Source organism: Microbacterium timonense (assembly GCF_900292075.1).
GTDB lineage: Bacteria > Actinomycetota > Actinomycetes > Actinomycetales > Microbacteriaceae > Microbacterium > Microbacterium timonense.
The window spans coordinates 393,375-416,916 of the sequence record NZ_OLMV01000003.1 but is presented as its reverse complement, the minus strand read 5'-3'; the positions used below and the strand labels follow the sequence as shown (position 1 = coordinate 416,916).

At 70.8% G+C, this 23,542-nt stretch carries 18 protein-coding genes and 1 tRNA gene; 12 read left to right on the top strand and 7 right to left on the bottom strand.

Annotated elements, in window-relative coordinates:
- Window positions 1-51 precede the first annotated feature (51 nt).
- The 5 genes from C9992_RS11175 (at window position 52) to C9992_RS11155 (ending at window position 7,851) form a co-directional block, all read left to right on the top strand.
- Window positions 52-2,979: a glycosyl hydrolase gene (locus C9992_RS11175; protein ID WP_106815656.1), complete on the top strand. Its 2,928-nt coding sequence runs from the start codon at window positions 52-54 to the stop codon at window positions 2,977-2,979.
- Between the two features lie 72 nt (window positions 2,980-3,051).
- A complete protein-coding gene (locus C9992_RS11170) occupies window positions 3,052-3,570 on the top strand; it encodes a MarR family winged helix-turn-helix transcriptional regulator (protein ID WP_106815655.1) in 519 nt (172 codons plus the stop codon).
- A gap of 9 nt (window positions 3,571-3,579) precedes the next feature.
- A complete protein-coding gene (locus tag C9992_RS11165; protein ID WP_106815654.1) occupies window positions 3,580-4,353 on the top strand; it encodes an HAD hydrolase-like protein in 774 nt (257 codons plus the stop codon).
- Window positions 4,346-5,677 carry a hypothetical protein gene (locus C9992_RS11160; RefSeq protein WP_235008193.1) on the top strand — a complete coding sequence of 444 codons (1,332 nt, stop codon included), beginning with the start codon at window positions 4,346-4,348 and terminating at the stop codon, window positions 5,675-5,677. The genes C9992_RS11165 and C9992_RS11160 overlap by 8 nt, the downstream gene beginning before the upstream one ends.
- A 98-nt stretch (window positions 5,678-5,775) precedes the next feature.
- Complete coding sequence (locus C9992_RS11155; protein WP_235008192.1) at window positions 5,776-7,851, top strand: bifunctional lysylphosphatidylglycerol flippase/synthetase MprF; 2,076 nt, start codon at window positions 5,776-5,778, stop codon at window positions 7,849-7,851.
- A gap of 87 nt (window positions 7,852-7,938) precedes the next feature.
- On the opposite strand, the gene C9992_RS11150 is transcribed toward C9992_RS11155, so the two are convergent.
- Window positions 7,939-8,145, bottom strand: a complete 207-nt coding sequence (locus C9992_RS11150; RefSeq protein WP_106815653.1) for a cold-shock protein — start codon at window positions 8,143-8,145, stop codon at window positions 7,939-7,941.
- 370 nt (window positions 8,146-8,515) lie between these two features.
- On the opposite strand from C9992_RS11150, the gene C9992_RS11145 reads away from it, so the two are divergent.
- Together C9992_RS11145 and C9992_RS11140 are read left to right on the top strand one after the other, a co-directional pair.
- Window positions 8,516-9,154 (top strand): GntR family transcriptional regulator, encoded by a 639-nt coding sequence (locus C9992_RS11145; RefSeq protein WP_106815652.1) that lies wholly within the window; start codon window positions 8,516-8,518, stop codon window positions 9,152-9,154.
- 52 nt (window positions 9,155-9,206) lie between these two features.
- Complete coding sequence (locus C9992_RS11140; RefSeq protein ID WP_106815913.1) at window positions 9,207-9,707, top strand: GNAT family N-acetyltransferase; 501 nt, start codon at window positions 9,207-9,209, stop codon at window positions 9,705-9,707.
- Window positions 9,708-9,760: 53 nt separating this feature from the next.
- On the opposite strand, the gene C9992_RS11135 is transcribed toward C9992_RS11140, so the two are convergent.
- The 6 genes from C9992_RS11135 to C9992_RS11110 all read right to left on the bottom strand — a co-directional run bounded on the left by C9992_RS11135 (window position 9,761) and on the right by C9992_RS11110 (window position 18,062).
- Window positions 9,761-10,243, bottom strand: a complete 483-nt coding sequence (locus C9992_RS11135; RefSeq protein WP_106815651.1) for a winged helix-turn-helix transcriptional regulator — start codon at window positions 10,241-10,243, stop codon at window positions 9,761-9,763.
- The gene (locus tag C9992_RS11130; protein WP_106815650.1) at window positions 10,240-11,496 is read right to left on the bottom strand and encodes an MFS transporter; all 1,257 of its coding nucleotides are present in this window, start codon (window positions 11,494-11,496) and stop codon (window positions 10,240-10,242) included. The genes C9992_RS11135 and C9992_RS11130 overlap by 4 nt, the downstream gene beginning before the upstream one ends.
- 123 nt (window positions 11,497-11,619) lie before the next feature.
- On the bottom strand, window positions 11,620-12,048 hold the full coding sequence (locus C9992_RS11125) for a pyridoxamine 5'-phosphate oxidase family protein (protein ID WP_235008191.1): 429 nt from the start codon (window positions 12,046-12,048) through the stop codon (window positions 11,620-11,622).
- A 134-nt stretch (window positions 12,049-12,182) separates the two neighbouring features.
- Window positions 12,183-16,619, bottom strand: coding sequence for a S8 family serine peptidase (locus C9992_RS11120; protein WP_160150872.1), 4,437 nt, complete (start codon window positions 16,617-16,619; stop codon window positions 12,183-12,185).
- Window positions 16,620-16,761: 142 nt separating this feature from the next.
- Entirely contained in the window at window positions 16,762-17,787 is a 1,026-nt protein-coding gene (locus tag C9992_RS11115) for a helix-turn-helix domain-containing protein (protein ID WP_106815648.1), read from the bottom strand.
- A gap of 191 nt (window positions 17,788-17,978) precedes the next feature.
- Window positions 17,979-18,062 (bottom strand) — tRNA-Leu (locus C9992_RS11110).
- 120 nt (window positions 18,063-18,182) lie between these two features.
- Here C9992_RS11110 and C9992_RS11105 point away from each other — a divergent pair.
- From C9992_RS11105 to C9992_RS11085, 5 genes are all read left to right on the top strand, one after another.
- Window positions 18,183-19,406, top strand: coding sequence for an alpha/beta hydrolase (locus C9992_RS11105; protein WP_235008190.1), 1,224 nt, complete (start codon window positions 18,183-18,185; stop codon window positions 19,404-19,406).
- 166 nt (window positions 19,407-19,572) lie between these two features.
- Window positions 19,573-20,328 (top strand): FhaA domain-containing protein, encoded by a 756-nt coding sequence (locus tag C9992_RS11100; protein ID WP_106815646.1) that lies wholly within the window; start codon window positions 19,573-19,575, stop codon window positions 20,326-20,328.
- Window positions 20,325-20,867 carry an FHA domain-containing protein FhaB/FipA gene (locus tag C9992_RS11095; RefSeq protein WP_106815645.1) on the top strand — a complete coding sequence of 181 codons (543 nt, stop codon included), beginning with the start codon at window positions 20,325-20,327 and terminating at the stop codon, window positions 20,865-20,867. Before C9992_RS11100 ends, C9992_RS11095 begins: the two co-directional genes overlap by 4 nt.
- 18 nt (window positions 20,868-20,885) lie before the next feature.
- Entirely contained in the window at window positions 20,886-22,124 is a 1,239-nt protein-coding gene (locus tag C9992_RS11090) for a PP2C family protein-serine/threonine phosphatase (RefSeq protein WP_106815644.1), read from the top strand.
- Window positions 22,121-23,515 (top strand): FtsW/RodA/SpoVE family cell cycle protein, encoded by a 1,395-nt coding sequence (locus C9992_RS11085; RefSeq protein WP_106815643.1) that lies wholly within the window; start codon window positions 22,121-22,123, stop codon window positions 23,513-23,515. The genes C9992_RS11090 and C9992_RS11085 overlap by 4 nt, the downstream gene beginning before the upstream one ends.
- Window positions 23,516-23,542 lie beyond the last annotated feature (27 nt).

Here is a 23,542-nt window from a genome sequence, read left to right as displayed (position 1 = left end):
CGACAGTACATACTGTCGCGAAGACACTTCTACCAGATGGGATGCCGCGCGATGACGCTCGACGACTTCCGGCGTGAGATCGCCGACCCCGCCATCGAGTTCCGGCCCGAGCTGCGCTGGTGGCTCGCGGAGGGACTGCACACCGATGCCACACTCCGGCGTGAGATCGAGGACGCGCACCGTCTGGGGTTCGGGGGCATGGAGTTCCTGGCGATGGACGAGGGCGACATCGACCACTCCCGCTACGGGTGGGGCTCGGAGGAGTGGGTGCACGACTCGCAGGTCGTGGTCGAAGAGACGACGCGCCGCGGCATGTCGGTGAGCTTCACCTCGGGCACGAACTGGTCCAACGCGAACCTGCCGACGATCGACCCGGACCAGCGCGCCGCCGCGCAAGAGCTCGACGTCGTGCACGAGACGCTCACGGCCGGACAGCGCCGGACGGGGGCGCTGCCGCGCATCGACCTCGATGCGCCGATCGCGCAGACCACCCTCCCCGGTCACCGCGGCACGATCACCGAGCAGCACCTCGTCGCCGTCGTCGCGGCGCGCCTCGAGGGCGACGGACAGCTGGATGCGGCATCCGTCGTCGATCTCACGCCCGAGGTCCGCGACGAATCCCTCGACTGGACCGCCCCGGACACGGGCGAGTGGCGCCTGTTCGCGTACTGGATGCACGGCACCGGCCAGACCGCGTCGCCGTCCGCGAGCATCAACTACACCGTCAACTACCTCGACCGGGAGGGCGTGGACGCCGTCATCGCGTACTGGGACGACGTCGTCCTCACGCCCGCCCTCCGTGCCGAGATCGCCCGCAACCCGCGCGCCCAGATGTACATGGACTCGCTCGAGCTGTCGACGTATGGCGCCGGCGGCATGTTCTGGGGCTACACCGTCGCCGACGAGTTCCGCGCCCGTCGCGGCTACGACATCGTGCCGTGGCTGCCGTTCCTCACGCGCGACGCGCCCTTCATGGCGGTCTCGACCGTGTACCACCACCAGCCCGCCAGCGAGACCGATCGGCTCACGGTCGAGAAGGTGCGCTTCGACTACGTGCGCACCCTCACCGACCTCTACATCGAGAACATGCTGCGTCCGTTCGCCGAGTTCCTGCACCGGGTGGGCATGACGCTGCGCGCCGAGATCAGCTACGGCCTGCCCTTCGAGCTGACCCGGCCCGGACCCGAAGTCGACGGCATCGAGACGGAGTCGCTGGAGTTCGGCGCGCAGATCGACGCGTACCGGCTCCTGGCCGGGCCCGCGCACCTGTTCGGCAGGCAGTACTCGTCCGAGACAGGCGCGACCACGCGCAACCACATGCTCGACCACCGCTTCTACGACCAGATCATCGCGACCCAGCTGGCCGCCGGGATCACCAAGACGGTGCTGCACGGCTGGGCGAGCCCGGCAGGCGCCGAAGGCGTGACCGAGTGGCCGGGTCACGAAGGCATGTGGCCCATGTTCTCGGAGCGATTCGACACCCGCCAGCCCGGGTCGGAGTTCTATCCGCTGTGGACCGCGGCCGTCGGACGGCTGCAGTACGCGCTGCGTCGCGGTCGTCCGCGCATCGATGTCGGCATCCTCCGCACCGACCACTTCACCGACAACCTCATCGGCATGGCGCTGATCGGTCCGAACGGCGAGCGCATCCCCGACGAGGTCGCCTACGGCTCGATGTGGATGCGCGACCGGCAGAACCACTGGTGGCAGGACCTCGGCATGCAGGACGCCGGCATCACCTACGAATTCTTCGACGGCTCACTGCTGCTGCGCGACGACGTCACGTTCGACGGTGACGCCGTGCAGCCAGGCGGCCCCGGCTACCGCGCGCTCATCGTGTACCAGAGCACCCTCGACGCCGACGTGGCGACGCACCTGCTGGAGTGGGTGCGGCGCGGGTTGCGGCTCGTGATCGTCGACGGCGCTCGCGAGGTGGAGTCGCTCATGGCGGGGCGTCACCGCACGCACGAGCGGGCGGCTTCCGCCACTCCCGGCCTGGACGGACGCGACGACGAGCTCGCCGCGATCATGACGGAGCTGCGCGGGATGCCGGGGGTGCGCGTCGCCGGGCCTTCCGGGGTCGTGTCCGCGCTCGACGAGCTGGGCGCGGGCGGCCGGGCACGCTTCGTCGCAGACGACCCTCACGTGCTCACCCACCTCCGCGAGGACGGCGACCTCACGGTGCTGTACGCGTACCACTTCCTCTACGAGACCGACGAGATGGCGACCGTGCAGGTGAGCCTCGAGGGCGCGGGTGCGGTCCACCGGCTGGACGCGTGGAGCGGTGACGTGCGCCCGCACCGCGGTGCGCGCAGGGACGGCGACCGCACCGTCATCGAGCTCACGCTGGCTCCGGGTGAGACGACGATCGTCGTGCTGGACCGGTCGACGGATGCCGCGGACTCGGCGCCCCCCTCGCGCACCGAGGTGGCGAGCGCGGACGTGTGGCGGCTGGCCGTGGAGAGCTGGGACGCCGGAGAGCCCGAGGTGCTCACCGAGGACCGCGGACTCGGGTACGTCTCGCGCGAGGTGCGGCCCACGACCGAGGTGACCCGCATGGACGCCGGCGAGGTGGAACTCGCGCCGTGGTCGCAGCTGACCGCCGTCGGACCCGAAGTCTCGGGAGTGGGCGAATACACTGCGACACTGACGGTGCCTGAGGTGCGTGCCGGCGAGCGCTACGTGCTCGAGCTCGGTTCCGTGTGCGGCGGACTGGGTCACGTGCGCATCGGCGACGGTCCCGCGCGAGGGTTCGACACCGCGCACCCGGTTGTCGACGTGAGCGGCGACATCCGTCCCGGCGAGAACGTCGTGCGAGTGCGGGTGTCGAGCTCGCTCAACAACCGCCTCCGCGCACGCGGCTACTATGAGCGCGTCCCCGACATCGGTGCGCAGCTGACCGGCGAGGAACGCACGCAGCAGGCCGTCGTCCGCGACTACGGCCTGCTCGGCCCGGTGCGACTCGTCCGCGAGGACTGAACTGCCGGTCCGCACGCCGCTCCCGGCACACCGGTTCGGGCAGCGAGAACACCACGGCAGGAACGAGGAACCATGGCCCGAGGCGACGTCGACCCCGACGCCTCCGCCGACCTGAGCCCGGTGGTCGCGCAGGATCCGCTCGACCTCCGCCTCTCGCTCGCCTCGATCGTGCACTGGGCCGACAGCACCGGGGTGCGCCGCGATGTCATGGCGAAGGTGGCGTTCCCCGTCGACGACATGGGGATGTTCCTCGTCGTGAACCAGCTCAGCTACAACGGCGCGATGCGCCCGGTGGACCTGTCGCTGGCGCTCGGGATGACGCCCACCAACATGAGCAAGATCGTGGGCCGGCTGGAGCGGGCGGGACTGGCCATCCGGGTCCCGGCGCCTGATGACGCCCGTGGCGTGCTCGTCGCGCTCACCGGCGACGGTCGCCGGATCGGCGAGCGCATCATGGCGACGGCGGAGGCGAATCTTCGCGACGTCCTCACAGACTGGTCTGCTGACGAGATCGACCAGCTGCGGCGGATGATGGCGCGGCTGGCGCGCGTGCACCGGTCCGTCTCGGAGCGGCGGGCCGGCTCCGCATAGGCTGGTGGAATGCCGAGCAGATCTCCGTGGACATGCGTGCTGTGGGACGTCGACGGAACGATCGTCGACGCATCCGACGGCATCCTGCGACGCCTGACCATCTGCCTCGAGCACTTCGGCAAGCAGCCGCCCACGCGTGCGGAGCTCGTGCATTGGATCGGGCCGCCGATGTACGACTCGTTCCAGGCCAACGTCGGCATGTCGCCGGAGCAGGCGACCGAGGCCGTCACCTTCTATCGCGGCCTCAACAAGCTCGACGGCTACGCGAGCGGCGCCAAGCTCTTCCCCGGTGTCGGTGAGCTCATCGTCGACATCGCGGCAGCCGGCATCCCCCAGGCGACGGCGAGCTCGAAGCCCGAGGTGCAGGTGGCCGCGCTCATGGACCACTTCGACCTCTCGACATCGCTGACGGCCATCGTCGGCGCGACCCCCGACGAGCGCACCCTCAGCGCCAAGGCCGACATCGTGGCGGAGGCCCTGCGCAGGCTCAGCGCCGCAGGCGCAGACATCAGCCGGCCGGTGCTCGTAGGCGACCGCCACCACGATGTCGAAGGGGGTGCCGCGCGCGGCGTGCCCGTGATCTTCGTGCGATGGGGCTTCAGCTGGCCGCACGAGTCCGAAGGCGCACAGGCGGTCGTCGACGACGTCGACCAGCTGCGGGCGCTGCTGCTCTTCGGCGATCCGGCCCAGACTCCGCCCGACGGCACCGTCCGAGCCGCCCCGGCGCACGACGCAGCGGGAGAGACCCCGACGGACGACGCCGTCAGAGCCGCCCATGCCTGAGCTCGCCACCGCGATCCTGGGGTGGCTGGTGCCGGCCCTGGTCGTGTTCGGCGTCGCGGCGATCGCCCTCGCCGTGATCGTCTGGGCCGTCCGCCGCGCACGGCGCTCACCGCGCGCGCGTGCCGCGGCCGAGCACGCGCGGGCGCGCGCCGGCGCCACGCTCGTGCGCCTGGACGACGAGGTGGGCGAGCTCGACCTGGAGGTCGCGCTGTCGGGCGCCCTGTACGGCGGAGACGCGCCGGTGTCGCTGCGGCGAGCGCGGCTGACCGCGCAGCACGTGCGCGACGCGGCGTTCGAGGAGTACCGCGCGATCAGCGACCCGGCCGTGCTTCCCGACGAGATCCGCCGCGTGTCGGCACGCATCGAGCGACGCGCCGGTGAAGCCCTCGCCGCCGTCGCGGCCGCCCGCCGCGAGCACGGCGACTGGGTGCGTGCGAACGTCTCGGCCGCCGAGCAGGTCGAGGCCGCCCGCCGCAGGCTCACCGACCTGCGCGCGTCGATGGGCGACCCGGCCGCGCTCGTCGCCGAGCTGTCGGCGCGCTTCGCCGAGGACGAATGGCGGGATGCCTCGCGCGCCGCGCACGCCGCGCTCTCAGAGGTGGCCGAGGCCCAGCACCTTCTCGACCAGGCGGCCGCGCACGCCGGCGACCCTTCCCTCACCGCCCTTCCCGACCTCGCGGCCGCCGAGCGGACCCTGCGCCAGGCCGAATCCGATGCACGCACGCTGGAAGAGACGCATCGCCTGGTCATGCAGGCGGCGCAGGCGGTTCCGGGCGAGATCGCGGCGGCGCGTACCGCCCTGCGGCAGGCGACGGTGACGCGCGAGCACTTGGAGCCGGCCGACGCCGAACGCCTGGGTGCGGAGCTCCGCGCCGTCGACGACGAGCTGAATCGCATCGAAGAGGATGCCGTGCGCCACCCCACCCGGACCGTGGACGCGATCGCCCGCCTGCGTGGGCGGCTCGACCTGGCCCTGGGCGACGCCCGCACCGCGCAGCAGCGCCTGCGCGGCGCACGCACGGCGCTGCCCGGGACGCTGGCCGCTGCGCGCGGCGCGATCGCCCAGGCCGAGGCATCCGTCGTCCATGCGCGTGCCGGCGCCGACGCGCGGTCGCGCCTGCTGTCGGCGCAGCGCGAGCTCGCGCACGCCCGCCAGGCGCAGGACCCGGTGAGCGCGCTGGATGCCGCCCGCCGCGCGCTGCGCGACGCCGAGGACGCCAAGGCCCTCGCCGACTTCGCCCGTCTCTCCGCCGCGCGGACCGGGGAGCGAGGACCCGCCCCCGCCGATCCGGGGAGCGAGAACGGATTCCCGCCGAGCGAGTAGCGCGGAACGAACGGTGGTGGCGCTCGCGCGCTACTCGACGGCCGGGGGCGCCCGCGCTACTCGACGGGCGGAACGGAGCCACCGCTAGGGTGGGCGGCATGAGCGACGGGGCGACTCAGGAACGACAGCGCGTGCTCGCCGGCGCGGCGCGCATGCCGGCCACCCTCACGATGGTCGCGCTGGTCCTCGTGGTCGGCGTGATCTGGCAGGGGTTGTGGCATCCGTTCGAGGACTCGCCCCTCTTCGACGCGGTCGCGTACGGACTGCCGGCCTTCGAGGCGGGACGGTGGTGGACGCCGGTCACGGGCACGTTCTTCGTGAACCACCCGTGGGTGTACCTGTTCACGATCCCGAGCTTCGTCGGGATGGCATACCTCGAGTGGCGGCGCGGCAGCCGCGTCGCGCTGGCGTACTACTGGGTCGGCCAGCTGTTCGCGATCTTCGCGACGGCGCTGCTCCTGTGGGGCGCATCACAGCTGCCGTGGGAATGGGCGCAAGCGCAGGCAGCGGCCCTCGACGTCGGCGCGTCGGGCGGCACGATGGCCTGCATCGCCGCGGCCGTCGGCCTGTTGCGCACGCCGTGGCGGGTGCGAGCGTGGCTGGTCCTCCTGGGCACGGTGTTCGTCGCCATGGTGTTCTGGGGGACCCTCGCCGACCTCGAGCACCTGCTCGCCGTGCTGCTGGTGCTGTTCGTGGACCGCTCGCTGCGCATCCAGCGCACGACGGTGCGCGAGCAGCGGCTCATCGCGTTCATCGCGGTGCTGGTGCTCGGCGCGATCGAGGTCGTCACGATCCTCGTGCCGACCAACGGGCCGTTCGGCCCCACCGAGCCGGTGTCGGGCGGGTTCATCGACTTCGCCATCGACGTGGTCGTCATCATCCTCGTCGCTGACGGACTGCGGCGAGGTCGACGGTGGGCCTGGGTCGTCGCCCTTGCGCTGGCGGTGTTCAACGTGCTGTCGGGGATCGCCGTCGCCGTCCTCATCGTGCTCGTCAGCGAGGCGAAGGTCGAGGCGACGATCGACGGCGACACCGAGCTGGCGCTGGCGAGCGGACTGCTCTGGCTGCTGATGCTCGTGTACCTGATCTGGGTTCGTCGCGCCTTCCGCGCGCGACGCCGTTCGCGTATCGGCCGGCAGCCGGCGCCCGGCGTGGACGACGTCACACGCATGCTCCACGCCCACGGCGGCGGCACGCTGTCGTGGATGACGACGTGGGAGGGCAACAGCTACGCGCGCACGGCCGACGGGATCGTCGCCTACCAGCGGAGGGCCGGCGTGGCCCTGGCCCTCGCCGACCCGCTGGGCCCGGCAGACACGCGCGCGGCATCCGTCCAGGAGTTCATCGACGACGCGGAACATGCGGGTCTGATCCCCTGCTTCTTCAGTGCCGACGAGGCGACTCGCGCCGCCGTGCCGTCGACGTGGCACAGTCTCGTCGTCGCCGATGACACCATCGTCGACCTGCCGGGCCTCGAGTTCACCGGCAAGCGCTGGAATTCGGTGCGCTCATCGCTCAACCGCGCCGGGCGCGAGAGCATGACCTTCCGCATGACCCGGCTCAAGGACGAGTCGTGGGGAGTGCAGCAGCAGCTGCGCGCGATCTCGGAGATGTGGGTGGGCGACAAGGGTCTTCCCGAGATGGGCTTCACGCTCGGCACGCTGGTGGAGGCCGAGGACCCCGAGGTGCGTCTCGCCCTGGCGATCGCCCCCAACGGAGACGTCGACGGGTTCCTGTCGTGGCTGCCGATCTACGGCGGCGGGGGCGCGATCAGAGGCTGGACGCTCGATCTCATGCGGCGTCGCGAAGGCGGCTTCGGCCCCGTCATGGAGTTCCTCATCGGCTCGTCCGCGAAACTCTTCTCGGACGAGGGCGCCGAGATCATGTCGCTGTCGGGCGCGCCCCTCGCTCACGACTACCCGCCCGACGCGGGCATGATCGCGACCCTCAGCGACAAACTGGCCGAAGCGCTCGAGCCGGTCTACGGCTTCGGGTCACTGCACCGCTTCAAAGAGAAGTTCCACCCGCGCTACGAGACGCTGTACCTGCTGTATCGAGACGAGACCGACCTGACGCGCATCGGCGGCGCGCTGACGCGGGCATTCCTCCCCGATGCGACGCTGCGCCAGTTCGCCGGCGCGGGCATGGAACTGGTGCGGGGCGACCGCGGCTGAGCGCCGCGGGCATGCCGAAGCCGCGGCATCCACGTTCTGATGATCGGGATGCCGCGGCTCGTGGCCGCGTGAAGCGACCTGCCCGCGTCAGAGCGGGCGGATGTTCTCTGCCTGAAGTCCCTTGGGTCCCTGCGCGATCTCGAACTCGACGCGCTGGTTCTCCTCGAGGGAGCGGTAGCCGTTGGACTGGATGGCGCTGTAGTGGGCGAAGACGTCGGCGCCGCCTTCATCGGGAGCGATGAAGCCGAAGCCCTTCTCCGAGTTGAACCACTTTACGGTGCCCTGCGTGCTCATTACTTGCCGTTCTTCGGTGATCTCGTCGCGATTGCGGCGATTGCCTCAAACGTAGTGAAGACGCGCGCGCACGGCGATACCCATATCGGATGGTGACACAAACGTTGCACTTCGGGGTTGCGAGCGCGCGGTCCCATCGTCCGCCCGGGCTGAGCGATGCTCGAAGCCCGGGCGTCGACGGATCCCCCCGGATAGGCCACGCCGTAGCGTGGACAGGCCAATGGTACCGATATATCAGCGTCAGGGCGAGTGTCGGATCCGGCCGAATCCGCCGTGATCAGCGCGTGGAAAAGGGCTGCCGGAGCCCGTCCCCGCGGACCGGCTTCCAGGCCTATGCAGCTGAATCGTCCGGCGTACACTGGTGCCACCCATGACTGCCCCCTTCGTTCCGCTCGAGCCGCGGGGCGCCGTCCTCGGAGACGAGGTGTACGAGCGCCTGGGCGAAGCCATCCTCGACGGCCGGCTGGCGCCCGGCGCGCGGCTGCGCGACCACGAGCTCGCGGAATGGCTGGGCGTCTCGCGCACGCCGGTGCGAGAGGCGCTGCAGCGACTGGAGCGTGCGGGACTGGTCGAGGTTTCGCCCCACCGCTACACGCGCGTCTCTCTGCCCAACGACAAGGCGGAGGCCGACACGTTCGAGCTGGTCGCCTACAACATGGGCATCGCGGTGCGCATGGCGACGGCCCGCTGCGACGACGACACGCTGACAGAGGCGCTGGAGCGGCTCGACGAGGTGATCGCCGCATCCCGCGCCGACGACTGCGACGGACTGGCCCAGACGAGCCACGCGTTCTTCCGCGTGGTGACCAAGGCCTCGGGCAATGTCGCGCTCGTGCAGTTCGTGCGGGAGTACGCCATCGCCATCCGGCGCAACCTCTCCGGCTGGCAGCCCTTCATCGAGTGCCCGTTGGGACGCACTGCCGCCTACGAGCAGTTCCGCGAGGCCTTCGCCCGCCGCGACGGGCAGCGGGCCGAAGAGGTGCTGCGCGGCATCCACGGCTTCGCGTGATCGACCGGCGCACGGCTTCTGGATGTCGGATGCCGGGGCTAGCGTGGTGCGCGTGAACCACATCGAGTTGCGCGCCCTGGACGACGACGACCTCGATGCCATCTTCGAGATGATGCGTGACCGCGAGGCGGTCGCGATGGCGGCCTTCACCGCCGAAGATCCCGACGACCGCGCGGCGTTCGACGCGTGGATCGCGCGCCAGCGCGCCGCGGACGACGTCCTGTCGTTCGTCGTCACCGAGAACGGCGGGTTCGCCGGCACCGCGGCCACCTTCACCGTCGACGGCGATCGCGAGGTCACCTACTGGATCGCGCGCCACGCGTGGGGCCGGGGAGTGGCCACGGCGGCGCTGCGCCTGCTCATCTCGCGCGAGCCGACGCGCCCGCTGTTCGCGCGCGCGGCCGCACACAATGCGGCGTCCATCGCCGTGCTCGAGAAGGTGGGCTTCACCGAGGTGTCACGCAACGTCGATTACGCCCCGGGAGTGGGTCGCGAGATCGAAGAGATCGTGTTCACGCTGGTTCCGGCGCTCGACGGCCTCGGCGGCGGCTGAGCGGTCGCCTCCGGAGCCGAGTCAGCGCGTACGCATTCTCGCCGATTCGACTGTCACCGCCAGGCGGCGTACCGGTCGGCCGGGCCGCCGGGGACCGGTTCGAACACGACCTCATCGTCGTCGACGGCGCGCCCGTCGGCGTCCACGAACGCCACAGCGAGGTCTTCGCCTGTCGCGGTGTCGCGACGAATCACCGTCGGACCGCCCGGCCGCGGGACGTGCGCGTCGCCCCATTGCTGCAGCGCGCCCAGCACGACCTTGAGATCGCGTCCGCTCGGCGTCAGGTGATACGAGTAGCGCGTCCGCGCGCCCTCTTCCTGATAGCTGCGCTTCTCGAGGATGCCGGCATCCACCAGGGACGCCAGTCGCGAGGTGAGCACGTTCGGTGCGATGCCCAGCAGGGCGGCGAAGTCGCCGAACCGGGTGATGCCGTTGTGGGCCTCTCGCAGGATCAGAAAGGACCAGCGATCGCCGACGGCCTCCAGCGTGCGCGCGATCGAGCAGTTCGGCTGTGCGCGCGTCTTCCGGTTCGTCATGGCGTCCGGGCCTCCCTCCTCATCGACCGACTGAGGATCGTCCCCAGCACCAATACCAGCACAGCCAGCGCCGAGATGGCGCCTGCTCCCACGGCGAGGGCGGTGCCGAGCCCGGCGGCCGTGGCCACCGCACCGAGGCCGAGGGCGACGGCCCCCTGGATCACATACGCGACGAGGTAGACCGCTGCGATGGTCCCCCCGCGGTGGTGAGCGGGCGCGTGCGTGGCGATCAGCCCGAGACCGCCCGAGAACAGCAGGCCGTACCCGGCGCCGGAGAACACGGTCGTGACCATGAACAGCGGCAGCGAGTGCAACTGCGCCGCCGCCTCCAGCAGCACCAGATCCGCCATCGTGATCACCGCACCGGTGAGCACGAGCACCCTGGGCGCGATGCGGCGGGTCACGATGGCCGTGATGCCGATGATCACCGACATGATCGCGAGCACCACTCCCGTCACGAAGACGTCCTGCGAGCCGATGAGGTCCTGCGCGATATCGGCGCCCAGCGCCAGGAACACCGATCCGAAGGCGTACGCGGCCGTCACCGAGGCGGCGGATGCCGCGTAGAGCAGGCGGATGCCGCGGGGGATGGTGATGGGGCGCGGCCGCCACCGGCCCTGAGCGACGTTGGCGGGGGTTCGGGGCAGGAGGAAGACCAGCACGAGCACCACGCCGACGACCCCGAGGAGCACCCAGAAGTCCAGATACAGAGGCAGCGGCGCGTACTGGATCAGGCCCCCGCCGATGATCGTCGCGAGCGACAGCCCCACCGCCGTGGCTGCCGTGGTCGTGGACGACGCGCGGCCCTCCTGGCCCTTGCGGCTGAACTCCACAGCCGCCGCCGTCGCGGGCGCGAGCGCGAGCCCGACTCCGGCGCCGACGAGCGCCCGCCCCGCGAACACCCAGCCGACCGATGGCGCCAGGGCGAACAGCAGGACGCCGAGGAACATGCCGGCGACGCCGATGAGCATGGCGTTGCGACGGCCGATGTAGTCCGACACCTGGCCGAACACGAGCAGGAAGACCACGAGCGTGATGGGGTAGATCGCGAAGATGGCCGTGGTCGCGGTGGCGGTGAGATGCCACGTGCTCGCGTAGAGCGGATACGTCGTCGTCGGCGCGGCGCTGGTCCAGAGCGAGATGCCGGCGACCGCGGCGGCCGTCCAGAACCGTGCGCGGGGCGGCAGCGTGATGCGCGCGCGGCGCGATGCCACGGCTTCCGGGACGAGGGGCACGGCTGCGGTCTGGGTCATGGCATCTCCCTGAGTTGTTCACTGCAAGTCAGCAGTCTCACTTGTGAACAGCAACTCAGGTCGCGGGTATTCCGGATCCGGCGATTCCGGTTTCCCGGGCGCCGGCGTGTGCGCCGGCCCGATCTACTCGGAGTGGTCGCGCGACCAGCTCACCTCGGGCTGAATGACGTACGAAACCAGCCCCGTTCGCAGGGGGTACGCATCGCCGGTGTACTCCCGGGATATCCGGTCGACGATCGGCAGGGCATCGGCTCCTTCGATGCGACGGACGGCCCGGCCGCGCACGAAGGCCATGTCCAGGGCGTTGGCCGGGTCGGTGACGGACAGCGCGGCTCGCGGATCGGCGAGCAGGTTCTTGTCCTTCCGGGAACCGGTCTCCATGAAAACCGCGATCCCGTTCTCGTGAACGCTCGCCCAGACGGGGACGGAGTGCGGAGCCCCGTCAGGCATCAGTGTCGCCAGATGGACGATCGCAGCGTTCTCGAAGTAGCGGCGCACCTCGCTCCAGTTCTTGCTCACGAACGGCCCCAACCGCCGGTCCACCCTTCTCATTCCGCTCCGCGTTCGCGGTCAGCCACGAGACCCGCCTCGCCTTGCCATCCCCGGTTTGTGCGAAGAACACGCCGTTTCGATCGCCCTCGTAGCGGCGTGTCCTCCGCACAAACCGCAGGAGGGGGCCCGAGCGGTCAGGCGCGGCGCCGACGCACGCGGACGAGGATCACACCCGTGGCCAGTGCCAGAGCGGCGATCAAGGCGAGCAGCGCGACGCCGCCCGCGCCGGTCGCGGCAAGGTCTCCGGGGTCGGCGCCGCCCGCGGCGGGCTGGCCGCCACCCGAACCAGGCCCACCGGAACCGGGCCCGCCGGAGCCGGGACCACCTGAGCCGGGATCACCCGTCCCCGGGTCGCCCGGGTCCACGACCGGCTGCAGATCGGCCAGCTGTACCGCCGTGGCGTAGACCACCCGGTGCGCGGAGATGTGGATGTCGGGCGTGAGCACCTCGTACTTGGCTCGCACCCAGAACGGTTCACCCTCCGCGGCCGCGAAGGTCCTGGTCGCCACCGGTCCGGGTTCCGTCACGCGGTCGTGCGGAACCTGCTCCGCGTAGAACCGATCGCCGTAGATGTCGGAGCCATACCCCGCGGAGAGGTCGAACCCGCCGCTGTAGGCCGGGTACCGGTTGTTCACGGTGAGGATGATCCCCTCGGCCGCCCGGCTGGACCCGTCGAGGGCGGGGTCCGAGGCGACCACCCAGAAGTCGTGCGACACCTCCGTCTTCGGGGCGCACCGCTCGGAGCCGGTGTTTGCGTACGAGCCCGCCACCGCTCCGTCGATGATCACGTCGATTCCCGTGATGCCGGTGAGATCGAAGGTCGCGGTCACGACCGGCTTGTCGATCCACACCGATCCGAACACCAGCGGCCCCGCGCAGGTCTTCGACCTGATCGTCGCCTGCGTCACCGCGCCGGCGGCGTTGTCGTACACGAGGTCGACCGCGTTCTCGTCGTCGGGGTTCCGGGTGAGCGTCAAGATGCTCGGTGCCGACTCCTCCACGGCGAACGCCCGCTCGCGCACCATCACCGGACCGTCGTCCCCGTCCGCCCAGGCGCGCACCACGTAGTCACCGGGTACCAGACGCACCGGCGCCGTCCGCGCCGAGTCCACCTCGAACATCGGGTCGCTGTAGACATCGAGATCCTCTCGAAGCACCTCCGTACCACCGGCGCTGGTCATCGCGACGTGGACGACTCCCTCGCCGCCGAACATGACCTCCCCCGAGACCTCGGCCCCGCCATCCGCGAGGTATTCGATGTTCTCGAAGACGTCATGCACCAGCAGCCGTGTGGCGACGAGCTCGCCCGACAGCTCGACATCCTCCACCGTCATCGTGACGGTGTGGGTGCCCTCAGCGGCATCCTCCGGAAGCGTCACCCGCCGCGCCGCAGTGCCGTCATCGCCGCTGATGCCCGCAGTGACAGGGACGCCGTCGAGTGCGATCTCGTAAGCGGTGCGCGTCGGCAGGCCGGCGGCGGACACAGTGAACGTCCGCCCGGGGCGCACGAAATGCGGAGCGACGTCGATCGACGGTTCCGAAGCGGCCGGGGGAACCTCACCCGGCGTCGTCACGTACACGTCGGTGGTTGCGCCGGTCGCACCGTAGGCGACCCGCCCGAAGTAGCGCGAACCGGGAGCCAGGTCCGTCCACGAGAGGGCGGCCGTGGAGGTCTCCCCCATGCGCATCGACATCACCGAGGGGTCGATGCGCGGCTGCCCCTCGTCGGGATCGCCCCCGAGCAGATAGCTCGTCAGCTCGTAGCCGAGGTCGCCGTCGCCGGAGAAGAACGAGACGTCGAGCACGTACTCGCCGGGCTCGAGGTCGACACGCACGATCGTCTCGTCGGCTCGAGGAGAAGTCGCCTCGCCGAGATACAGCAGACCGCCGAAATCATCGACCTTGTACAGCGCGAGGTCGAGATCGCTCCGCGTATCGGTGCCGACGAGCTCGAATCGGGCCGAGGACGTGCCCTCGGGAACGCGGACGACGTGGCGGTCGGGTGCGCCTCCCGCGACACCGGATCCGCGGACGACGCGCCCGGCGACGAGGCCCGACACCGTGAGAGGCACGTCCATCGTCTCGCCGGCATCCACCGCGAGCTGGAGCGAGCCGTCGATGCCCTCCCCGGTCACCGACCGGGGCACGGCGATGACGCTCGGACGAACCGCGAGCGGCACCACTGCGGCGTCACCGTCGGATCCGGTCCACAGCAGCGTGCCGGTCGTGAACTCATCGAGGGGCGCGTCGACGCGACGGAAGGTGATGGTGAACGACTTCTCTTCACCGGCCGCCCCGAACTCGAGACGCTCGGGACTCACGGTCACGTCGACCCCCGGCATCCTCACCTCCTCGGCGGTATACGTGCCCGCCCGCGTGGCGGTGACGGTGCGCGTGACGGTCTGCACCCCGGGGAGGCTGCCGACGGCCACCGAAGCGAGGTTGAGGTCCGACGGGTCGAGCGGCTCGAGGCCGAGGTCGGCAGCGCCGATCGCCTGGATGTAGCGGTTCCAGTCGTCGATCCCGTTGAGGAACAGGATGCCGGGGTCGAGGAAGCGCGCCGGCTCGACGTGCCCCGAGCCCTCGCCGAGCGGGTCGGTGAACTTCGAGCCGTCGGGGCGGAGCGTGTGCGAGGCCGTGGTCATGAGCGCCGACTTGATCTCGGCGGGCGCAGCCTGCGGGTGCGCGCCGAGGTAGAGGGCCGCGAGCCCGGCCACGTGCGGGGAAGCCATCGACGTGCCCGAGAGCAGCTCGAACGTCGGCTCCTCACCCTCGGCGTTGCGGCCGTCGGCGAGAATGGCGACCCCGGGCGCCGTGATGTCGGGCTTGAGCAGGTCGCCGCCATCGGCCAGCACCGGCCCGCGCGACGAGAATCCCGCGAGCTGCGGCGTGACCGGGGAGGGGGCGCCGCTGGTGTTGCCGTCTTCGAAGACGGCCGTCGCTCCGCCGGTGGCGGCATAGGCCTTCACCGCTTCATAGGCGTCGGCATCCAGGTGGATCGTCGGCACCGCATGAACGTCGAGATCGATGGAGTTGGCGGTGGGGTTGACGAGCACCATCGCGATGCCGCCGGCGCGTGCCACCTCGGCCGACTTGGCGACGCGGTCCACCACGCCCCGCTCGCACAGGACGATCGCGCCCGCCGCCTTGGCCGGATCCAGCGTGTCGGGGCCGCACAGCTGCGGGTCGGCCGCACCTGCGGCGGCGACGCTGCTCGCCGACACGAACGGGCCGCTCACCCCCGCGGTCTCGGCGATGGATCCGCCCGCGTAGGCGTGACCGTCGCCGGTGCGGACGGTCGCCTCGTAACTCGGGATGGTGCTGGCGGCGACGGTGGTGATCCACGGTGCGGCGTTGTCGACGGTGGAGGCGCTCGGTCCGTCGTTGCCGGCCGACGCGGCGACGAAGATGCCCGCGGCCGCAGCACCGAGGAACGCCTGGTCGGTGAGGGACACGGTGCTGACCGCGCCGCCCGATCCGATGGAGTAGTTGATGACGTCCACGCCGTCGGCCACCGCGGCATCGATCGCCGCGAGCAGGTCGCCCGTCATGCAGCCGTCGTCGAACGGGGTCGAACCGGTCCAGCAGGCCTTGTAGACGGCGACCTTGGCAGCGGGCGCGACGCCCGAGATCTCGCCGAGGTCCCTTCCGGCGACTGCCGCCGGGACGCCGGCGTTGCCGGCGGCCGTGCTCGCGGTGTGCGATCCGTGCCCGTTGCCGTCGCGCGGCGAGACGACCTCGCCGCGGTCCGTGCCGATGTAGTCGGCGCCGTAGCTGTCCACGAAGTAGCGGGCGCCGATCAGCTTGGTGGTGCAGTCATCGGCAGCGAAGGCCACACCCGTCTGGCACACACCGCGGAACTGATTGCCGTCGCCCTTGTCGAAGACGACGGCGTCGCCATCGCGATACGGCGCCTGTCCGGGCGCCGAGCCGAGGGCGTCGCCGGCGAACGAGGGGTTCTCGGGTGCGACCCCGGAGTCGATGATCCCGACGACCACACCTTCGCCCGCGGCATCCACGCCCCCGAGACGTGCCCAGACGCCGTCGTCGCCGCTGAGTCCGATGAAGTCCGTCGACGGAGTCGCTGCCTGCAGATGCAGGAGCTCGTCCTTCACAACCGAAGCGACGCGCGGATCGGCGGCGAGGTCGGCGGCCTGCTGAGCGCTCAGCGTGCTCGTGAACCCGTTCGTGGCGAGCGTGTACGAGGTGACGATGCTCGCGCCGGCGTCGGCGGCCACCGCCTCCTGCTGCGCGACGAGGTGATCCGCGTACGCCACCACGGCCTTCGAGCGCGCGTTCAGGTCGTCGCCCGGCTTGGGCTGCGTGCCGCGGTACGACGAGACACCGCCCCGGTACGTCGCGGCCGCGGCATCCCGGAGCGTGACGATATACCGCCCGTCTTCGTACTCGGATGCGTCGACCGTCGCCGCCGGGCCGGCGACGGCGCCGTGGGCCGGTGCAGCCGCGGCAGCCGGTGCGGTGGGAAGGAGCGCCGTCGCGAGAGCGGTCAGCAGCACCAGGACGGTGGACAGGGCGGTCGTGCGGAGCGGCGCGCGAGTGGAAGCGGTCACGGTGGTCCTCGAAGGATGCGGCTCGATCCCGAGCGGATCGGACTGGTCCTCATTCTGGGAGGGCGCGTTCCGGCGACGGTGGCCGAATGAGGACACTGTCCTCTACCGGCCAGATGTTGAAACCCGTGCGTTACATCGGCGGTCAGATCCAGCCGCGGCGCGCGGACTCCACGCCCGCCTGAAAGCGATTGCTCGCCCCGAGAGCGACCATGAGCTCCTGACTGCGCCGCCGCAGTGTCCGTACCGAGATGCCGAGGCGGCGCGCGATCGCGTCATCCTTCATGCCGACCGCCATCAGCGTCAGGATCGAGAGGTCTTCGGGAGAGGGCGCATCGGACTGCGTCGAGGGGTAGCGCCGCGTCGTCTCGGGCAGGGCGCGCCCGGGTGCGGCGGCGGCGAGGGGGACGGCCCTGGCCCACTCGTACTCGAAGAGGGTGCGCAGCGCCGCGACCAGCGGCAGCGCGTGGGTCACGAGCGCGACGATGCGCCCGGGCTCGAGGCTCAATGAGACGAGCGCGACGCGCCCGTCGACCACCACCAGCTTGACGGGCAGCTCGTCCGTGATGCGGGCCTGCTCGCCCTGCTCGGCGAGCTCTCCCACCTCCTCCCATGTGGCGCCCTCGTCGAAGCTCGAGACGGTGTAGATCGCGCGCCACTGGACGCCTCGCGCGAGAACCGCCGATTCGAAGGGATCGAAGGATGCCGCGACATACGGCGGTCGGTCGAACGCCAGGAACTCGCGCTCGGCCTGGTGCTGGAGCCGGGCGTACCAGCCGGCGACGGCATCCGGATCCGTCACGAAGAGGCTCTGCGGCACGTCCGCCGAGGAGGCGGCCGCCGCGTCGAAGTGATCGGCGAGCACGGGGATCGCCTCGCGCAGTCGCAGCGTCTGCTCGCTGAGCCGTTCGGCGAGCGCGCGCACGGCGAAGCGCGGGTCGACCGCCGAATACTCGGGGTCCGCCGACTCCAGCCGAGTCACGAGTCCCGCCGACCGCAGCCCCTCGAGCCGCTCGAGCGTCGTCGCCTCGTCGAGCCCGGCCTTCGCGGCTACCTCGCGGGCCGGAGTGCGCCCCGCCATGAGGACGGCGAGGTAGACCGCTTCGCTCTCACGATCGACACCCGGCAGGTCCAGTGATTCACCGCCCTGGGCGCCGCCCCGGCCACTCATGCTGCCGAGCCTAGCCGCCGCCTCCCGATCCGTTTGTGCGGAGGACACGCCGTTTCGGCCGCCTCCACAACGGCGTGTTCTCCGCACAAACCGCCCGAGGCGGCGCCCCGGGGGGAGGGAGGCGAGGGGATCGCTCGAGGAATGACGAAGCCGGCCCGAGGATGTGACCTCGGGCCGGCTACGTGTCGCTGTGCGCGAGGGGGGAGTTGAACCCCCACGCCCTTTCGGGCACTGGCACCTGAAGCCAGCGCGTCTGCCTATTCCGCCACTCGCGCGAGCCGCGGCATCCGGAGATCCCGCGAAACTCAACTTCCCGAGGATATCACGCGCACCGCCGACCTCCGAACCTGGCCACGACGGCCGTCCCGGCCGCAGCCGACGAGACGGACCGGATCGTGGAAGGCCGTCTCGCCGACACGACCGCGTACCGCTTCGTCGTGCCGTCGGACTGGAACGGCACCGTCTTCGTCGACCTCGACTTCGCAGGCGGGCCGGTCTCGGCCGCGCAACAGGAGCTCATCGATCGCGGCTACGCGTACGGCGGCACCACGAGGAACGTCACCGGCTGGAATCTCAGCGGTGCCGTCGAGAACCAGATCGAGGCGCTGGATGCCTTCGCCGACGCCGTCGGCGAGCCCGAGCGTGCGATCGCGACGGGCACGTCGATGGGCGGGATGATCGCCGCCGCGACGGGGGAGCTGCACCCCGACCGCATCGACGGCGTGCTGGCCGGATGCGGCGGCCTCTCGGGAACGGTGTCGCAGTGGAACCAGAAGCTCGACACCGTCTTCGTGCTGGCCCGGCTGCTCGACCCGGCGGGCGTGCTGCCGGTGGAGAACGTGCCCGCCGACATCGAGGGCGCGCGCAGCGCGTGGCTCACGCGGCTCGCCGACGCGCAGCAGACGCCCGAGGGACGGGCACGCATCGCACTGGCCGCCGCGATCGGGCAGCTGCCGGCGTGGTCGCAGAGCATCGCGGACCCCGACCCGCGAGATCCTGCGGCCTATCAGGCGGCCTGGTACGGCGCGCTGGCCGGTGACCCGCTCCCGTACATCGGACAGGCGATGAGCAGCCGCTACACCAGCACCCTCGTGTTCGGCGGCATGCCGTCGTGGAACACCGGCATCGACTACGCCGAGCAGCTGCGCAAGGCCTCGCCCGAGTCCCGCCGCGTCGTCGCGGAGCTGTACCAGCGGGCGGGACTGTCGCTGGATGCCGATCTCGCCACCGTGAACGCCGCCGACCGCGTCGAGGCCGATCCCGACGCCGTCGCGCGGTTCGCCGCGTCGTACGAGTTCACCGGCGACATCTCCGTTCCCACGGTGACCCTCAACAACGTGGGCGACCAGATCTCGACGGTCGCGCAGCAGCAGGAGTACGAGGAGCGCGTCACGCGCGCCGGCAACGCGTCGCTGCTGCGGCAGACCTACGTCGCCTCGGCGGGCCACTGCAACTTCACGGCGGCCGAGACGCTCGCCGCGACACAGCTGCTGCTGGATCGCCTCGACACGGGTCGATGGGGCAGCGCCAACGCCGTGCACCTGAACCGCGCCGCCGAGGCGCTGGACCTGGGCGACGCGCGCTTCCTGACGTTCCACCCGGATCGGTTCAACCGCTGACCCTCCGGCGCCCGGCTCCCGCATCCCGTGGGGCCGGGCGCCGCTGCGTCCACGCGGAAGACCGACTCGCGGACGTCCGGCGAAGCGACCTCCGGGACCGGATCCATGACGGGTACAGCCTGTGCAATTAGCATGTAGCAACCGGCACCCCCTCAAGAGGAGCTCCGTGGGACTACTTGACAGCTTCGAGAAAGGTCTCGAACGCGCGGTGAACAGCGCGTTCGCGAAGACCTTCCGCAGCGGCATCCAGCCTGTCGAGATCGCATCGGCCCTGCGCAGCGAGCTCGACAAGAAGGCCGCCGTGGTCAGCCGCGACCGCATCCTCGCGCCGAACACCTTCACGGTGTCGCTGTCGCCCTCCGACGACGACCGGATGTCGGCACTGGGCGATGCCCTCGTCCACGAGCTCGACACCCTCGTGCACAAGCACGCGAAGGCGCAGGGCTACTCCTTCGCCGGACCGGTGTCGATCTCGCTGCGACGCGACGACCAGCTCTCCACCGGCACGCTGCACGTGGAGTCCACGACCGCGCAGGGCGGACGCGTCGCGTGGCGCGGCGTCGTCGACGTCGAGGGGCGCCGCATCCCGCTGACGAAGTCGCGCACCGTGATCGGGCGCGGCAGCGACGCCGACATCACCGTCGCCGACTCCGGCACCAGCCGCAAGCACGTGGAGATCCTCTGGGACGGCGAGCGCGCGATGGTCCGCGACCTGGGCTCCACCAACGGCACCCTTCTGGACGGCAGCAAGGTCACCGAGGCCGCTCTCCCGCCCGACTCCACCGTGCGGATCGGCCGGACCGACATCGTGTTCCGCGTCGTCGCACAGGCCGCACCCGCGCGGCCCCCGGCATCCGTCGACGATGCCACGCGCATGTTCGACGCCGCCTACGATCCGCGGGAGAGGGGTCCGCTGGCATGAGCGAGCTCACCCTGCTGCTGCTGCGCATCGGGTTCCTGGTGCTGCTGTGGGCGTTCGTCTTCGCGGTCGTGTACTCGCTGCGTGCGGACCTCTTCGGCGTGAAGGTTCGACGGATGCCGGATGCCGGTGCCGCGGCCGTCGCGCCGGCACCGGCCGCCGCCGGCGCCGCGCCCTCGGCGGTGACGGCGCCCGTCTCGCCGGTCTCGTCCGGCGCCGCGTCCTCGGCCGGAGGACGCGCGACGACGGCCACGGTCTCGCGCATCGTGATCACGAGCGGACCCAAAGCCGGTCTGGAGCTTCCGCTGGGCAACGAGCCGCTCACCATCGGCCGCTCCAGCGAGTCGGGCCTCGTCGTCCGCGACGACTACACGTCGAGCCACCACGCGCGCCTCGTGCTGTGGGGCGACCAGTGGATGATCCAGGACCTGGACTCCACGAACGGCACCTGGCACGACGGCGCGCGCGTGACCACCCCCGTCCCCGTGAACATCGGCGCTCCCATCAAGGTCGGCGCGACGACGTTCGAGCTGCGGAAGTAGCGGGCGGACCCCTCGCACATGGTCTTCCAGGGCTCGAGCGCCGCCATCTCGCACACCGGCAAGGTGCGCTCCAACAACCAGGACTCCGGCTACGCCGGCTCCAACCTCTTCGTCGTGGCCGACGGCATGGGCGGTCACGCCGGCGGTGACGTGGCCTCCAGCCTCGCGATCTCGCGCCTGGAGGCGCTGGACCGGCCGTACGAGTCGACGGCGGAGGCGGAGCGGGCACTGCGCGATGCGATCTCGGATGCCGCGGTCGACCTCGTCGACACCGTGAACCTCCGCCCGGAGCTGGCGGGCATGGGCACCACCGTGAGCGCCCTCATCATGGTGGACGACTACGCCGTCATCGCCCACATCGGCGACTCGCGCATCTACCTCTACCGCGACGGCACCCTGACGCAGATCACCACCGACCACACCTTCGTCCAGCGCCTCGTCGACTCCGGCCGCATCACGCCGGAGGAGGCCCGCTACCACCCGCGCCGGTCGGTTCTGATGCGCGTGCTCGGCGACATGGACACCGACCCCGAGCTCGACACGTTCATCATGCCGACGCAGCCGGGCGATCGCTGGCTGCTCTGCTCGGACGGACTGTCGGGCGTGGTGGACGACGCCCACACCGCCAAGGCCCTCGGGCTCGGGCTCGCGCCCGGGCGCACCGCCGACAGCCTCCTCAAGCAGGCACTGGACGGCGGGGCTCCCGACAACGTCACGATCGTCATCGTCGACGTCGGCGGGCAGCATCCGGTCTTCTCGGGAACCCCGACGATCGTCGGCTCGGCGTCCAACCCCGTCGGCGTCGAGGTGCCCGCGGCCGCGCCGCGCCGCTCGAGCTGGCTGCATCCCAACCGGCAGGCGGCCAACGAGCCCACCCACTTCGAGCCGGCCGCCGAGTTCCTCGAGGAGCTCATCGAAGAGGACCGGCGCCGCGCACGCCGACGGCGGCTGGGATGGATCGCGGGCGTCGCACTGGTGCTGGCACTGCTGGCCGGCGCCGCATGGATCGGCTACCAGTGGACGCAGACCCGCTACTTCGTCGGCGCCGACGAGGACACCGTGGTCATCTACCAGGGGGTGCAGCAGAACATCGGGCCGATCTCGCTGTCGACGCCGTTCGAAGACACCGGCATCCCCCTCGACTCGCTGTCGGACTTCGCCCGCGCCACGGTGCAGGGCACCATCTCGGCGAGCTCTCTCTCAGACGCACGCCGTATCGTCGCCGACATCAGCGATCTTGCGGGAGGGAGCGGATGAGCGCGTCCACGACCACGGCCGCCGGCGCGGTGTCGGCCGACACCGCCGTGGTGCGGGCACTGCGCCGCATCCGCGTGCCGCAGACCCAGCGCAACCGTGAACTGGCGCTGCTCATCTTCGCGTTCGTCATCAACGGATCGGCGATCGCGCTCGTGCAGCTGGGCGCCTCGGGTGCGATCGACTGGACCTTCCTGGTGTACTGCGGCGGGCTGACCGCGCTCGTGATCGCCCTGCACATCCTGCTGCGGCTGCGCGCTCGGGATGCCGACCCCTTCGTGGTGCCGATCGCGACGCTGCTCACGGGGCTGGGTCTGGCGATGATCTATCGCCTGGACCTGTACCGGGAGCGGCACGGCTGGGACGCGTTCTCGACCAGGCAGCTGGCGTGGGCGGCGATCGCCGTGGTGGCAGGCATCCTCGTCGTGATGTTCCTCAAGAACTACCGTGTGCTGTTCCGGTACACCTACATCTTCGGGTTCGTCGGCATCGTGCTGCTGATCCTGCCCGTGATCCCCGGCCTCAGCGCCGGCGGCAACGCGGACGTGTGGGTGGACCTCGGGTTCTTCACCTTCCAGCCGGGGGAGCTCGCCAAGCTCGCACTGGGCATCTTCTTCGCCGGCTACCTGGTGCGCACCCGCGAGAGCCTCACCTCGACCGGCACGCGGTTCCTCGGTCTGACCTGGCCCCGCGCCCGCGAACTCGGGCCGCTGCTGGTGATCTGGCTCATCTCGCTGGGCATCATCGTGCTGCAGCGCGACCTCGGCACCGGCGTGCTGATCTTCGGCATGTTCGTCGCGATGCTCTACGTCGCCACGGGCAAGACGAGCTGGGTGCTGATCGGTGTCGTGCTCGCGGTCTCGGGGGCCTTCCTCGCCTCGCGCGTGCTGCCCTACGTCGGGGCGCGTTTCACCAACTGGCTCGACGCGTTCAACCCCGACCTCATGGACAACTCGAGCTTCCAGCTGGTCAACGGCATCTTCGGCATGGCCAACGGCGGCCTCATCGGCACGGGACTGGGCCAGGGCCGCCCGTACCTCACGCCGGTGGCCGAGAGCGACTACATCCTGCCCGCCCTCGGTGAAGAGCTCGGCCTCATCGGCGTGTTCGCGATCCTGTGCCTGTACATGGTCTTCACGAGCCGCGGCATCCGCATCGGGCTGGCCGGTCAGGACGACTTCGGCAAGCTGCTGGCCACCGGCCTGTCGTTCACCATCGCGCTGCAGGTGTTCATCATGGTCGGAGGCGTCACCCGCCTCATCCCGCTGACCGGTCTGACGACGCCGTTCCTCGCGGCCGGTGGGTCCTCGCTTGTGGCGAACTGGATCATCGTGGCGCTGCTGCTGCGGATCTCCGATGCCGTCCGCAGCCGACCTCGGGTGGTGATCGGCTGATGCGTTTCGCGAGCGGGGAGATCTCGT